The sequence below is a fragment of the Catenulispora rubra genome, from assembly GCF_015356825.1.
GTDB classification, from domain to species: Bacteria; Actinomycetota; Actinomycetes; order Streptomycetales; family Catenulisporaceae; genus Catenulispora; species Catenulispora rubra.
The window spans coordinates 15,605-29,636 of the sequence record NZ_JAACYW010000038.1; the positions used below are offsets into that span (position 1 = coordinate 15,605).

Genomic DNA, 14,032 nt, shown 5'->3' on the forward strand with positions numbered 1-14,032 from the left:
TCGTCGTCCAGGTGGCTGATCCGCGGCTGGCCGCTGTGCCCGCCCTCGCCGCTGCGGCGAGGAGCTGACGCGGATCCTGTTGGACACGGCGCTCGCGGTGCTGCGCTCCGGCTCCGAGTCCTGACGCCGTCCCAAGTCCGCACAAAAACCCTGCTGGGCCCGGCGGCACCACGCCTATCCTGGTGGGGATGGATCTCGCGCTGCTGAGGACGTTCCTCGCCGTCCACCGCGCCGGCTCGCTCACCCGGGCCGCCGCGGACCTCGGCGTGTCCCAGCCCGCGGTGACCGCGCAGATCAGGACCCTGGAACAGCGCGTCGGGCGCGAGCTGTTCGTCCGGCTGCCGCGCGGCGTCGCGCCCACGGCCGCCGCCGACGAGCTGGCGCGCGCCGTCGCCCCGCATCTGGACGCGCTCGCCGCGGTCGCGCACGAGACGCTGATCCCCGACTCCGGCTCGCACGCCGTGGTCCGCATCGGCTGTCCGGCCAGCCTCACCACGACGCTCCTGCTCCCGGCCCTCGCCCCGTTGGTGGACGAGGGCCTTCGCGTCGTCGTGGCCGGCGGCCGCAGCGAAGAACTGGTCGCGCAGCTGGCGGCCGGCCGGCTGGACATGACGCTGTCGGTCACCCGGCCGCGGCTGCCCGGGGTCACGGTGATCCCGCTGGCCGACGAGGAGTACGCGCTGGTCGGCGCGCCGCGCTGGAAGCCGTTCGACCGCGCCGGCCACGCGCCGATGCTCGACCTCGCCGAGAATCTTCCTTATATAAGTCTCTACTGGTCGTCCGTATACGACGCCGAATCCCCTTCCCACGCCGCGCTGGTCATCCCCGACCTGCGCGGCGTTCTTGATGCGGCGGTCGCCGGCTGCGGCGTCGCGGTACTGCCCCGGCCGCTGTGCGCGCCGGCCCTGGACGACGGCACGCTGGTCCTGCTCGATGAACCGGAGATCCCGCCGATCCGTACCCTTTTCGTATCGGTGCGTGGGCAGCGGGCCCGGTCGGCGGCGGTCGCGCGCGTGCGGGACAGGCTGGTCGCGGTGGCCTCGCGCTGGTGACAAGGACCTCGCGCCGGTGACGAAGGCAAAGCGAAAGCCAAGAGTGGGTCAAGAGTCGCCGCTGTGACAGGTGCCTGCCTGGGGAACCGTCGCCGGAGCGCATACGGGCTTTGCTTGGTTGTTCTACAGTGGGCGGGTCTGCCCGAGGGGGTTCCGAGAACCATGGAGACTTGTCAGCACTGCGGGACCGTCCTGCCGAAAACGCCGGGGGCGCGCTATTGCCCCAATTGCGGCGAGATGTCGGCGACGGTCCCGGCTGCTGTGTCCGATCCGACCCAGGCCTACGCGGCCGTGGGCGTGGGCAATCAGGGCGTGCCGAGCGCCCCGCCCGACAGCGGTATGACGTGGGCTCTGCCACCTCAGGAGGCGGCGACTCAGGCCATCCCGGCGCAGGGCGCTCCACCGGAGCCGGACCCGTTCGCTCATCTGTACCGCCCCGAGGGCGGCGCGGCGCGGGTCAACCCGAACGCCACGCAGGTGATGCAGCCGGTCGCGCCCGACTTCGGCCGGCCGGGGTACGACCAGCCCGCCTACGACCAGCCGATCGACTACCAGTCCGGGGGCGGCGGCGCCTACGCCGAGCCCTACGACGGCGGGTACGCCGACGACTACCCGGCCGAACCCGAGGACGGCCGGCGCTCCAACCGCGGCGCGATGATCGGCATCGGCGTCGCGGCCGGCGCGGTCCTGGTGATCGTGGTCTCGCTGATCACCCTCGGCGGCGGCAGCGGCACCCCGGCCGCGGCGCCCGGCGGGGCGCAGGGCTCGGTCACCACCCCGACCGGGACGCCCAGCTCGGCCGCGCAGGCGTCGGCGCCGGCCAGCACCTCTGCCCGCTCCTCGCCGAGCAGCTCGGCCAGCTCGCCGACCCAGCACACCCCGGGTCAGATGCAGCTCGGCGACACCGGCGCCGAGGTGAAGTGGCTGCAGACCCGGCTGCACCAGCTCGGGCTCTACAACGGTCCGATCAACGGCACCTTCGACGCGCAGACGCAGGCCGCGGTCGCCGCCTTCCAGAACCGGAGCCACGCGACGGACCCCTCCGGCGTCGTCGGCCGGTCCACCCGGACCGCGCTGATCGCCGCGGGCAGCAAGCCCACGCTGGCCGTCCAGCTGGGTGGTGGCCTTCCGATCTTCGGCGGCGGGGACAAGCATCACAAGGGCGCCAACCCCGCGGACGTCAAGCGGCTGCAGCAGGCGCTGGCCGTGGCGCTGAACGCGAACGTGAAGGCCAGCGGCCAGTTCGACCCGGACACGTTCGCCGCCGTGGTGCAGTACCAGAGCGCGTTGCACCTGTCTCCGGACGGGGTCGTCAACGGTCCGGTGTGGACCGCGTTGCAGCAGGGGCAGATCGTCGGCTGAGCCTGCGGGTCCGCCTCAGTGCTTGTTCAGCGCTTCTTCGGAGCGCGCAGCTCCGAGGCGTCCTTCAGGCCGACCTCGACCAACAGCGCGTCGCGTTCCGAGCGCGGGATCGAAGTCCACCGCTGGCCGCGGAGCGCGCCCTCCAGGGCCAGCAGCATGTGCGCGCACTCGTTGCCCTCGGCGGTGTCGGCGATCAGTTGCCACACCTCGATGGCGCCGCGCTCGCGGACCTCGTCCAGGGTGGTGACGCCGACGTCGCGGAGCCGTTGGGTCAGTACCGGCCCTATGTTCACGGCGTTCTGGATCGGGGTGACCGTCTCAGTCGAACTCACGCCTCCAAGCCTGAACCGGGAACGGGAAGCGGGCATCTCGGACTGACCCGTCAGGGGACGCGGACTGTTCGGCGTGCTTCTCAGCCGGCCGCTCAGACGATGGTGACCGGCTCCTCGGTGACCTCGCCGTCGACGATCCGGAACGAGCGGAACTGAAAGTCCCCGAGTTTGTCCGTGTCGCGCGTGGACACCAGCACGTAATGCGCGTTGGGTTCAGAGGCATAACTGATGTCGGTCCGCGAGGGACGGGCCTCGGTCGAAGTGTGCGAGTGGTAGATGATCACCGGCTCCTCGTCCCGGTCGTCCATCTCCCGCCACACCTTGAACTGCTCGGCCGGGTCCAGGCTGTAGAACGTCGGCGAGCGCTCGGCGTTGGTCATCGGCACGAAGCGCTCGGGGCGGTCCGAGCCCTCGCGGCCGGCCACGATCCCGCAGGCCTCGTCCGGGTGGTCCTTGCGGGCGTGCGCGACGATCGCGTCGTAGATCTCCTGCGAGACGTTCAGCATGCGCACCACGGTAGGCCAACCACCCGATCGGACGCATCGCCGCATCGCCTGGCGGGATCGGCGGCAGGGGTAGGGGTATGACGACCAGGACCGAGCCCTCGTCGGCGACCGTGGCGCCCCGCATCGTGTTCATCGCCGCCGCCGCGGCGCTGGGCGGCTTCCTGTTCGGTTACGACTCCGCGGTCATCAACGGCGCCGTCACCGGGATCCAGCACGACTTCAAGGTGGGCAGCGGTACCACCGGCTTCATGGTCGCCGCGGCCCTGCCCGGGGCCGCCGCCGGGGCGATCGCCGGCGGCTGGATGGCCGACCGGATCGGCCGGATCAAGGCCATGCAGATCGCGGCCGTGCTGTTCACGATCAGCGGCGTCGGCAGCATGTTCTCCTACCAACCGTGGGACCTGACGCTCTGGCGCGTCATCGGCGGCTTCGCCATCGGCATCGCCTCGGTGATCGGCCCGGCCTACATCGCCGAGGTCTCCCCGCCGGCCTTCCGCGGCCGGCTGACCGCCTTCCAGCAGCTGGCGATCGTGCTGGGCATCGCCATCTCGGCGGTGGTCAACTACGTGATCAACCAGTGGGCCGGCGGGACCAACACCGACCACCTCGGCGGGCTGGCGGCCTGGCGCTGGATGCTCGGCGCCGAGGTGGTGCCGGCGATCGTGTACGGCGTGCTGAGCTCGATGATCCCGGAGTCGCCGCGGTTCCTGGTCGCGGTCGGGCGGGACGCCCAGGCCCGGCAGGTGCTCGCCGAGGTCGAGGGCACGCACGCGAACGTCGACACGCGCATCGCCGAGATCCGCGAGCAGCTGGCCGGGGAGGTCAAACCGAACCTGGTGGAGCTGCTCACACCGAGTCGCAGGAACCTGCTGGCGGTGGTCTGGATCGGCATCGCGCTGTCGGTGTTCCAGCAGTTCGTCGGCATCAACGTGATCTTCTACTACAGCTCCCTGCTGTGGCAGTCGGTCGGCATCAACACCTCCAACTCGCTGCTGATCTCGATGATCTCGGCGGTGGTGAACATCGCCGGCACGGTGGTCGCGATGTCGCTGGTGGACCGGATCGGCCGGCGTCCGCTGCTGCTGATCGGCTCGGTGGGCATGGCCGCGACGCTGGGGCTGTGCGCGTGGATGTTCTCCTACGGCAGCCACGTCAACGGGAAGACGACGATGCCGAAGGGGCAGGGGATCGCCGCGCTGATCGGGGCGAACGCCTACGTGTTCTTCTTCGCGATGTCGTGGGGCGTGGTGGTGTGGGTGCTGCTCGGCGAGATGTTCCCGAACCGCATCAGGGCCTTGGCGCTGTCCGTCGCGGCCAGCGCCCAGTGGCTGGCGAACTGGCTGGTGACGGTCTCGTTCCCGTCGCTGTCCCGCTGGAGCCTGGCCGGCGCGTACTCGCTCTACGCGATCGCCGCGGCCGTTTCCATCCCCTTCGTCTACTACCTCGTACGCGAAACGAAGGGAAAAACCTTGGAATCCATGGGTTAGGTGTCGCGTAAGGACCCTTCTGCGTCGCAGGATGGACCCATGGGCCTTGACTTCCGCACCGATCCGGAGACCTTGCGCGAGATCGTCGACGATCCCGCCGCACTGTCCGCCCGGATCGGCACCCTGGCCGCGCTCGACCTCGAGGAGTTGCCCGACGCCCGCTCGGAGTACGCCAACCTGCTGCGCATCGCCGGCCGCCACGAAGAGGCCGCCCTCGAAGCAGAACTGACCCTCGCCTCCGCCGACATGTCCGGAGACCTCCGCCGCATGGTCCGCGCCATGCTCCTGGTGGGCCACGCCCGCCAGTGGCGCGGCGAATGGGACCAGGCCGACACCATGTTCCACCGCGCCGAGAAACTGGCCCTGTACCTGAAGGACGACCACCTGGTCGCCGCCGCCGCCCACCACTCCGGCCGCAGCTTCTACGACCAGGGCAAGCACGTGGAGGCGGCGCTGCGCTTCCGGCTCGCCCTGGAGATCGACCAGCGGATCGGGAGCCCGAAGCTGCCGGTGGTGCGGGAGGCTTTCGAGGCGGCGATGGCGAAGTTGTAGGGGGCTGCCAGCCTCCTGGCTGGGGCGGGAACCTGCTGGTCGGCGCCTTGCAGCGAGCGCCGACCAGCGTCAGCCGCCGAGCCGGAATGCCGCGAGCCTGTACTCCGGATCGGCCCGCCTGGCGTCCTGCTCCGGCAGCGACTCCAGCGCGTCGCAGATCTCCGCCACTCGGCGCGGATCGGCCCGCCGCGTCCAGGCGATCTCCTCCCGTACCCGGCGTGCCCACTCGCGTGGCGACCGGCCCTGGCCGTGTCCGACGTAGCCGGCCGTTCCCGCCGGCCCCAGTCCCGCCGCTGCCGCGAGGTCCCGTACCCGCTCCATGCCGTCGCTCGCCGGCGGAGCCAGTTCCCGTTGGGCTGCTCGCAGGATGTCGCCGACGTCGCTCGATGTCTCGAACTGCGCCGAGTTCTTGTCCACGGTCGTCACCATCACCCCGCCCGGCCGCAACACCCGCGCTGCCTCGGCGATCGCCGCTGTCACCACGGGTTCGTCGACCAGGTGCAGTAGCCACATGAACGTCACCGCGTCCACCGACCGCGACGCCACAGGTAGCCGCGTCGCATCGCCGCGTACCGCTGTCCCGCGGCCGTCGAGCCGGGGCCGCGCCAGCGCCAGCATCCCGGCGGACATGTCCACGCCGACCACCGTCCGCCCCGGCGCCGTCAGCAGCTCCGTCACAATGCCGGTCCCGCACGCCACGTCCACCAGCGCCGCGCAGTCCCCCGGCACCAACTCCAGCACCGCCCCGGCCGCCGCACGGGCTCGCGCCGCGCCGCCGCGCGTCCGGTCGTAATGAGCCGCTTCAAGGTCGTAATCCAGCACGCTGGAGACGATACGACGCCTACTCCCGGCAGAGTACGCACGCGACCTCCCCTCGCCGGACGCCCGCCTCCCCGCGGTAGGAGCAGGATCGGTCCAAAGAGCACCGCAGCACGCAGACGCAGCACGCAGAACCCCACCCAGGGAGACCGCCATGCACCCCCGCACCTTCCGCTTCGCCGTCGTCGCGGCACTGGCCCCGACCGCCAAGGCCTGGCAGGCACTGGCCCGGAGGGCCGAGGAACTCGGCTACGACACCCTGCTGGCCCCGGACACCATGACCACCCTGGAGCCCTTCACCGCCCTCGCCGCGGCCGCCACCGCCACTGAACGCCTCCGCGTCGGCACCTTCGTCCTCCCGGCGCCGTTCTACCCGCCCTCGGAGATCGCCTGGCGCGCGCTGGCCCTGGACCTGCTCTCCGGCGGCCGCTTCGACCTGGGCCTGGGCGCCGGCCGCCCCGGGGCCGAGGACGAGGTCGTGCACCGCGAGCGGCGCTTCGGCACGCCGGCCGAGCGGGTGAAGCAGCTCGCTGACGCCCTCCACATCGTCAAGGAGGAGATGGCCGCCGCGGCGACCGGCCGCTCCCTGCTCAAGCCGGTCCAGACCCCGCACCCGCCGATCCTGGTCGCCGCCTCCGGCCCCAAGATGTTCCAGCTGGCCGCCGCCGAGGCCGACATCATCACCCTCGGCCTCAGCCCGCGCACCACCGAGGAAGGCCTCGCCGCGAAGGTCGCCGAGCTCCGCGTGATCGCCGGCTCCCGCTTCGACGACCTCGAACTCAACTACAACATCGCCGGCGTCGGCACCGATCTGCCCGCCTACCTGAGCCAGCAGATGGGCGTCGATCCCGCCGAGCTGATCCGCACCGGCGCCCCGGCCGTCCTCACCGGCACGCCGCAGGAGATGGCCGACACGCTGCGCCGCCGCCGCGACGAGCTGGGCATCTCCTCCATCGCGGTGAACGGGATGTTCCTGGAGCAGCTGGCCCCGGTGGTGGAGGTCCTGTCAGGGAACTGAATACGAACCGAGTACGCCTAGCGCCGATCGGCCGGCATCCCCGGCCCGATCTCGGCGCTGATCTCCGCCGGATCGTCGACGACGCCGCAGTGCGCGCAGACCGTCTGCTGCGTGACGCCGCCACCGCACACCGAGTGCACATAAAAAATCGGCGGCTCGCCCTCCGTCGCCCACTGGTCGCCCCATTCCGAGAGCGCGACCAGCGAGTGCGCCAGCGCCCGGCCCTTGTCGGTCAGCAGGTACTCGTACTGCTCCGGCTGCTGCGAGTACTGGTGACGGCGCATGATGCCCGTCTCGACGAAGCCGTCGAGGCGGGTCTTGAGGATGTTGGTCGCGATCCCGAGGCTCCGCTGGAAGTCGCTGTACCGCGTCGCGCCGGCGAACAGCGCGTCGCGGACGATCAGCAGGCTCCAGCGTTCCCCGATCACCTCCAGGGCCCGCGCGATCGAGCACACCTGAGAGTCGTACGTCTTCCCGAGCATGAACTCATTCTACCGAACCACTTGCATGATGAAAGCGCCTCGCCTACCGTTGCTTGCATGATGCAAGTCACACGGGAACGCCAAGAAGCCCAGCACTACACCACGACCTTCACCGTGGATCGCACCCCGAGCGAGGCCTACGAGGCCGTCGTCAACGTCCGCGGCTGGTGGTCCGAAGCCGTCGAAGGAGTCACCGACCAGATCGGCGGCGTCTTCGACTACCGGTTCCAGGACGTCCACCGCTGTCGCGTCCGCGTCACGGAGCTCGTGCCCGGCCGAAAGGTCGCCTGGCACATCGAGGACAACTACTTCGACTTCATCGAAGACCAGAGGGAATGGACCGGCACCGACGTCGTCTTCGAGATCCGCCCGACCGACGCCGGCACCGAGGTCCACTTCACCCACGTCGGCCTGCTCCCGCAGGACGAGTGCTACGACGTCTGCTCCAACGCCTGGGGCGGCTACATCGGCGGCAGCCTGCGCAGCCTGATCGAGACCGGCCAGGGCCACCCCAACCCGAAGCACGACGGCGACGCCCCGGACCACCAGGACGCCGCTTCCGCCGTACGCGCCGTACGCGCCGAGCGCGCCGAGCGTGCGGGAGACACCGAGCACGCCGCACGCGCCGAGAACGCCAAGAACGCGGCGCAGCCCCGCCTCACATAAGGGCCCGAACAGCCCCGTACTCATGCCAGGGCTCGGTCAGAATCCGTTCCGGCCCCTCGGCATGCCCGCGCCCGCTGACCCGGTAGTACAGCATCCGCCGCGTCGTGTCCGACTCGTAGTTCCCCCCGATGTTGTGCCCGAGCAAGTAGTGCGCGAGCAACAGGTCCCCGGCGCGCGCGGTGACCTGTTCCGGCTCGGGCAGCTTGATGTCCGGGTACGCGCAGTACATCTCCACACCGCGCTCCCGGAAGTACTCCGCATGAGTGAGGTGCGTACCCGGCCAGACCCACAGGTTCCCCGAGTTCTCCGTCGTCTGGTCGGTGACGAAGACCCCGGCCAGCAGCGTGAAGCTGTTCGGCTTGAAGCCCGGCGTCGGCTCGCTGATCGCGGCGTCGATGTGCGGCCGCCCCGGCTGGTGCGAGAACGGCGGGATGTTCAGCGCCACCTGCACTTGCTGGGGCTCCTCCAACAGCCCGGGCTCGGTCAGCGCCTCGGCATAAGCGAACCCGGCATCCATCAGCGGTTCGATCAGCGCCGGCTCATCCGCGGCGACCGGGAAGTAGAAGTGATGCCCGACGTGGCCCTCGGCCGGCGGCTTGGCCGCGATCAACTCGTCGATCCGCCGGCTCGCGCGCTCGACGATCTCCGCGTCCACCACACCGGGTACGACGAGGTACCCCCGTTCGCCGAACTCTTTCAGCTGCTCCTCGCTCAACACACCGCCAGCCTAGGCACGGCGGCTGAAGCCGGGCGACGGGTTTTACGCCGACATGCCTGAAACCGTCGGTGACCAGCCGGGACCCCGCAGCACGTAACCGAACTTCGCCCGCCAGCCGTCCGCGCTCCGCACGTCCCGCGCGATCGCGGCGTATTCGTGCACTGCGACGCGCAGCGGGTTGAACGTGCCGATGTTCTTCGTCAGCCCGTACTGCACCGGCTCGCCCTCGGGCTCGAAGGACCGGAACAGCCGGTCGAAGACGATGAACACCCCGCCGTAGTTCTTGTCCAGGTAGCCCTGGTTCGACCCGTGGTGCACGCGGTGGTGCGAGGGCGTGTTCATCACGAACTCGACCGGCCGCCACATCTCGCCGATCCGCTCGGTGTGGATCCAGAACTGGTACAGCAGGTTCATCGCCGCGGTCGCGAAGATCATGTACGACGGGAACCCGGCCAGCGCCAGCGGCAGCAGGAACACCGTGTTGCCGACGCCGGTCCAGGTCTGCCGCAGCGCGGTCGACAGGTTGTAGTGCCGGCTGGAGTGGTGCACCACGTGCGAGGCCCACAGGATCCGGACGCGGTGGTTGGCCCGGTGCTCCCAGTAGTAGAAGAAGTCGTACGCCACGAACAGCACGAGCCAGCTGGTCAGCGAACTCCCGATGCGCCACGGCGAGATCGCGTGCACCCCGGCCACCGCGGCGACCGTCACCAGGCCCCAGCCCAGATTGCAGACGATCGAGCCGATGCCCATCGTCAGCGACGTCGCGGTGTCCTTGACGGTGTAGCCCTGCTCGCCCGGGTCCGGGAAGAACCGCAGCGAGAGCAGTTCCAGCGCCATGAACAGCACATAGAACGGGATCGCGAGGGTCGTGAGGTCTATGCCGTCGATCACACGGCGCATGTTACTGAGCGGTAGCCCAACTGGCCAGAGCCAGCGGGCTACCGCTCCTTACGCCGCGCCTCGCCAGACCTGGGACCTTAGAACGGCCAGGCCGGAGCGTCCCCGGTGGCGAGCAGCGCGAACATGTTGAACACCTTGTCCGAGAAACCACCGATCTCGAACCGGTTCCTCTTACCCGGCGGCAGCGCGCTCGGGCCGTAGCCCGCGGTGTTGATCCCGAACACCGGCACCGAGTCCGGGATGAACGCGTCCGCACTCTTGTCCCGGTTGTAGTAGTACGGGAACGTCTGCATGTCGCTGACGATCACCACACGGTCGTGCCGGTCGTAGCTGTTCGCGATCGCCTCGATCATCTGCGTGCCGTGCCCGACCTCGCCGGAGCGCTTGGCGAACGCCTCGACCCCGCGCAGCACGCTGCCGCCCTTGGCGAGCCCGTGCGTGAACACGCCGTCGGCGAAGCCCACGAGGTCCACGGCCCCGGCCCGGCCGGAGCCCGCCGCGCGGTCGGCCAGCGCGACCCCGATCAGGGCCCCGATGTCCAGGTGCGTGACGGTCGAGCGCGTCGAGACCCGGGCGGTCATGGACCCGGAGGTGTCGACCAGGACCAGGGTGCGCCCCGGCAGCTCCGGGATCCCCGCGATCGCGTGCCCCAGCGCCCCCTCCAGCGCGTGTCCCCACCGCAGCGACGGCGCGGCCTTGTACGCCGACAGCCACCGGTACGGCAGCATCCGCGACCGCGCGACCTGCCCGGCGTCCAGGAACCGCGCGCAGACCTGCCAGGCCACCTCGTCGGAGATCCCGGCCTCGTCGAAGTTCCGCAGGTTCCGCGCCAGCGCCATCAGGCCCATCGACGGGATGACGGACTCCCACGCGGTCCGGTCCATCGGCCCCTGCAGCCAGCCGGCCAGCGCCTCCCAGGTCATGCCGGCCGCGGCCAGCCGCTCGCGCCCGCCCTCGGCGAGCAGCACCGGCCGCCGGTCCTCGACCGGCAGCGCGAGCAGCCGCGCCCGCTTGGTCAGCGTCGGCAGCGACTCCGGCACCGGGTTGTCCCGGCCGTGGCGCCGGTCCAGCGCGTGCCGGAACAGGTCGCCCTGCGCCGGCTTGTCGGCCGCGGCGACCGGGTGCACCAGGTCGATGACGTCGCCGAAGCGGTAGCCCTTGGCGTCGGAGTCGTACTTCGCGAACGAGTACTCGTTGTACAGGCGCGCCACGGCGTCGGCCACGCCGCGCTTCACCGGCTTGGGCAGCGCGCGGCCGTAGCGGCCGGTCCAGTACGCCAGCACCTCGCCGGGCTCGTCAGCACGCTGACACGCGGCGGCGATCAGCTGCCGGCTGAACCCGGACGCGCCGGCGTCCAGCCGGGCCCGTACCGCCTCGCACGCGGCGACCACCGCGGCGCTGCGCATGTTCGCCTCGGCCCGCAGCCAGGTGACGAACCGCAGCATCCACTCCGGGTCGGAGACGGCGACCGCGTGGATCAGATCGCGATAGCGCTTGTCGCGGACGTCGGCGGCCTCGTAGAAAGTGTCCTCGCCGACCATGTTGGTGACGGCCAGCAGGAACAGGTCCGACTTCGCGTCGCGCTTGTAGGCCTTGCCGCCCTCGAAGGTCTGGGTGACAGTGGTCGACCCCTTGTTGAACTTCGCCATCCGGACCACCCCGTCGTGTTGCGGGGAGCGGCGCGCGCTTCACGGCGAAGCCGTATGGCAGGCCTCGACGACAGGGCCCGATGACAGCGTCGGCCGAAATGTCGGCCGACCCCCCCCGTGAAGTCAGAGCGCCCTCCCGAGATCAAGTCGGCTGCGGTCTTGGTTTCTTTGGAAGAAGTATCCGCCGCCTGCGCACCGGGAGGTGCCCTCAAAGAATGCTCGTGTGGCCGGGAAGCCGCCACCGCTTTTCCTTAAGCCGAAGCAGATTCCGGAACAGCCGTTGTTGTCTCCGGAGCCGTGACGACCGTCTTTGTCTTCCTGGGCTTCGCGAATCCGCCGAACACCAGCAGCGCGCCGATCCCCGTCGCTGCCGCGGACCACACCATCCCGGTGTGCATCGCGTGCACGAAGGCCAGGTCCGCCTGGTGCACGAGCCCGGGAATCCCGTTGTGCCGGGCCGCGTTCCGCGCCATCTCGGCCGACGTCTCAGCCTGCTGCTTCAGGGGTGCGGGCAGTCCCGCGACCGAACCGCCGATCGCGTGCCGGTAGCCGATCGACAGGATCGTGCCGCCCAACGCGATGCCCAGCACGCTGCCGGTCTGCCGCATCGTCGCGTTCACCGCGCTGCCCGCGCCGGCCTGGGTCAGCGGCAGCGAGCCGAGGATCGCGCCGGTCAGCGGGGCGATCGTCATGCCGATCGCGGTGGCCTGGACGATGGCCACCGCGATGTAGCCGGGGATCGGCATCGTCAGGCCGATGCGGGAGAACACGGCCAGCGTGATCGTGCAGACCACCAGCGCGGTGCCGGCGACCCGGCGCACCGAGGTGCGGCGGGCCAGCCGGGCCGCGAGCGGACCGCCGATGACGACGCCGAGCGCGCCGGGGATGCCGATCAGGCTGGCGCGCAGCGCCGAGTAGCCGCGTGCGCCCTGGAGGTAGAACGCGAAGTAGAAGCCGCTCGCGCTCAACGCCAGGAACAGCAGCGTCAGCGTGACGTTCCCGGCGGCGAACTGGCGCAGCCGGAACAGCCGGGGGTCGAAGCTCGGGTACTTGCGGCGCAGTTCCACATACACGAACGCGGCGGTGACGATCAGCCCGGCCACGACGGTGCTCCACACCTGCGGCTCGGTGACCGTGCCGTCCTGGCCCGCGCGGATCAGGCCGTAGGAGAGCAGGCCCAGGCCGGCCGTGGACAACACCAGGCCGGGGAAGTCGAGTCCGCGCTTCTGCGGCGGCTGGAAGTTCGGCACCGTGCGCGCGATCGCGATCAGGCCGACCGCCACCACCGGCACGTTGATCAGGAACACCGAGCCCCACCAGAAGTTCGCCAGCATCAGCCCGGCCAGCACCGGGCCGGCCGCGATGCCGACGCCGGCGAAGCTGCTGAGCACGCCGAAGGCCTGCGGGCGCTGCTCGGGCGGATAGGTGAAGCTGATCACCGCCAGCGTCGCCGGGATCAGCAGCGCGGCGCCCAGGCCCATGACGGCGCGGGCCGCGATGAGCTCGCCGGTGCTGTGCGAGTAGGCGGCCAGGACCGAGGCCACGCCGAACAGCGCCATCCCGGTCAGCAGGGTGTTGCGATGGCCGAAGCGGTCGCCGAGGGCGCCGCCGGTGAAGGTGACGGTGGCCAGCACCAGCGTGTAGGAGCCGGTGGCCCACTGGAGCTGGTCGGGCGTGGCACCCAGGCCCTTCACCGGATCGGCCAGGGTCTCGTAGGCGGTGGACAGGACGGTGCCGTCGATCCAGATCAGGAGCTGCGCGAAGATCAGGACGGTCAGGATCAGGCGCTGCCGTCGGCCGGACGGCGGGCTGGCTGTGGACATGGTGGGACGACCCCCCAGGATCGCGGGATGAGCGGGTGGGACATGCTTGGTACGATCGACAGGTACCTGTCGGATATCAGCCTGGCAAACTCGTCAGGTACCTGTCAATCGTTCCCGTGCTGTCTTCTGCGACCGTGAGAGGCGAGGTATCCCGGAATGCCCCAGTCCGACAAGTTCGGCGACGACGGCGTGATCAGCTTCGCCGTCCGCCACGTCTGGCTCGGCATGCGCGCCGCGATCGAGGACGAGCTCGCCGAGTTCGGCCTGACCGTCCCGCAGTTCGCGACCCTGATGATGCTGGAGGGCTCCCCGGGCCTGAGCATCGCCGAGGTGGCCCGGCTGTGCGGCAGCACCCGGCAGTCCGCGAACGAGATGGTCGCAGGCCTGGAGGCCCGCGGCCTGGTCGAGCGCGCCCCCCACCCGACGGACCGGCGCGCGCACCAGCTGCACGCGACCGAGGCGGGCCTGGAGATGTTCGCCAAGGCGCGGCCGGCCGTGCGGCGCCGCGAGGAGGAACTGGAAGCCGGGCTCAGCACCGGGGTGCGGCAGGCCGCCCGGGAGTGGATGGCGGCGATGGCGGCGTCGTGCGATGTGGTGGACAAGAAGTAAAACCCTGTTGCGGACTGCTGAGGCGGACGGCTAGCTTGCGTACGCCGTGACCGAAGC

The 14,032-nt window shown here is 70.5% G+C and carries 15 protein-coding genes; 7 read left to right on the top strand and 8 right to left on the bottom strand.

Translation table 11 applies throughout. From position 1 onward, the window contains the following. Nucleotides 1-188: 188 nt before the first annotated feature. Both GWK61_RS13605 and GWK61_RS59475 read left to right on the top strand, forming a co-directional pair. Complete coding sequence (locus GWK61_RS13605; RefSeq protein WP_194908713.1) at nt 189-1,052, top strand: LysR family transcriptional regulator; 864 nt, start codon at nt 189-191, stop codon at nt 1,050-1,052. A 261-nt stretch (nt 1,053-1,313) separates the two neighbouring features. Beyond that, a complete protein-coding gene (locus GWK61_RS59475; RefSeq protein ID WP_194908714.1) occupies nt 1,314-2,414 on the top strand; it encodes a peptidoglycan-binding domain-containing protein in 1,101 nt (366 codons plus the stop codon). A 26-nt stretch (nt 2,415-2,440) separates the two neighbouring features. On the opposite strand, the gene GWK61_RS13615 is transcribed toward GWK61_RS59475, so the two are convergent. After that, nucleotides 2,441-2,746, bottom strand: a complete 306-nt coding sequence (locus GWK61_RS13615) for a TfoX/Sxy family DNA transformation protein (protein WP_194893594.1) — start codon at nt 2,744-2,746, stop codon at nt 2,441-2,443. A gap of 92 nt (nt 2,747-2,838) precedes the next feature. Continuing rightward, nucleotides 2,839-3,252: a M67 family metallopeptidase gene (locus tag GWK61_RS13620; protein ID WP_194908715.1), complete on the bottom strand. Its 414-nt coding sequence runs from the start codon at nt 3,250-3,252 to the stop codon at nt 2,839-2,841. Between the two features lie 77 nt (nt 3,253-3,329). On the opposite strand from GWK61_RS13620, the gene GWK61_RS13625 reads away from it, so the two are divergent. Together GWK61_RS13625 and GWK61_RS13630 are read left to right on the top strand one after the other, a co-directional pair. Continuing rightward, complete coding sequence (locus tag GWK61_RS13625) at nt 3,330-4,739, top strand: sugar porter family MFS transporter (RefSeq protein ID WP_194908716.1); 1,410 nt, start codon at nt 3,330-3,332, stop codon at nt 4,737-4,739. A 39-nt stretch (nt 4,740-4,778) separates the two neighbouring features. After that, nucleotides 4,779-5,291, top strand: a complete 513-nt coding sequence (locus GWK61_RS13630) for a tetratricopeptide repeat protein (protein ID WP_194908717.1) — start codon at nt 4,779-4,781, stop codon at nt 5,289-5,291. A gap of 69 nt (nt 5,292-5,360) precedes the next feature. Here GWK61_RS13630 and GWK61_RS13635 read toward each other — a convergent pair whose 3' ends face one another. Beyond that, a complete protein-coding gene (locus GWK61_RS13635) occupies nt 5,361-6,113 on the bottom strand; it encodes a class I SAM-dependent methyltransferase (protein ID WP_194908718.1) in 753 nt (250 codons plus the stop codon). Between the two features lie 151 nt (nt 6,114-6,264). Between GWK61_RS13635 and GWK61_RS13640 the strand changes: the two genes are divergently transcribed. Further along, nucleotides 6,265-7,128: a TIGR03621 family F420-dependent LLM class oxidoreductase gene (locus tag GWK61_RS13640; RefSeq protein WP_194908719.1), complete on the top strand. Its 864-nt coding sequence runs from the start codon at nt 6,265-6,267 to the stop codon at nt 7,126-7,128. A 17-nt stretch (nt 7,129-7,145) separates the two neighbouring features. Here GWK61_RS13640 and GWK61_RS13645 read toward each other — a convergent pair whose 3' ends face one another. After that, complete coding sequence (locus tag GWK61_RS13645) at nt 7,146-7,610, bottom strand: winged helix-turn-helix transcriptional regulator (protein WP_194908720.1); 465 nt, start codon at nt 7,608-7,610, stop codon at nt 7,146-7,148. Between the two features lie 57 nt (nt 7,611-7,667). Here GWK61_RS13645 and GWK61_RS13650 point away from each other — a divergent pair, with 57 nt between their 5' ends. Continuing rightward, on the top strand, nt 7,668-8,276 hold the full coding sequence (locus tag GWK61_RS13650) for an SRPBCC family protein (RefSeq protein WP_194908721.1): 609 nt from the start codon (nt 7,668-7,670) through the stop codon (nt 8,274-8,276). On the opposite strand, the gene GWK61_RS13655 is transcribed toward GWK61_RS13650, so the two are convergent. The 4 genes from GWK61_RS13655 to GWK61_RS13670 form a co-directional block, all read right to left on the bottom strand. Beyond that, on the bottom strand, nt 8,269-8,994 hold the full coding sequence (locus tag GWK61_RS13655; RefSeq protein WP_194908722.1) for a phytanoyl-CoA dioxygenase family protein: 726 nt from the start codon (nt 8,992-8,994) through the stop codon (nt 8,269-8,271). The genes GWK61_RS13650 and GWK61_RS13655 overlap by 8 nt on opposite strands. Before the next feature lie 42 nt (nt 8,995-9,036). Beyond that, on the bottom strand, nt 9,037-9,894 hold the full coding sequence (locus GWK61_RS13660; RefSeq protein ID WP_194908723.1) for a sterol desaturase family protein: 858 nt from the start codon (nt 9,892-9,894) through the stop codon (nt 9,037-9,039). Between the two features lie 77 nt (nt 9,895-9,971). Further along, nucleotides 9,972-11,543: a TROVE domain-containing protein gene (locus GWK61_RS13665; RefSeq protein WP_194908724.1), complete on the bottom strand. Its 1,572-nt coding sequence runs from the start codon at nt 11,541-11,543 to the stop codon at nt 9,972-9,974. Between the two features lie 251 nt (nt 11,544-11,794). Then, nucleotides 11,795-13,366 (bottom strand): MFS transporter, encoded by a 1,572-nt coding sequence (locus tag GWK61_RS13670; RefSeq protein WP_194908725.1) that lies wholly within the window; start codon nt 13,364-13,366, stop codon nt 11,795-11,797. 156 nt (nt 13,367-13,522) lie between these two features. On the opposite strand from GWK61_RS13670, the gene GWK61_RS13675 reads away from it, so the two are divergent. Continuing rightward, entirely contained in the window at nt 13,523-13,975 is a 453-nt protein-coding gene (locus GWK61_RS13675; protein WP_194908726.1) for a MarR family winged helix-turn-helix transcriptional regulator, read from the top strand. Nucleotides 13,976-14,032: the final 57 nt, after the last annotated feature.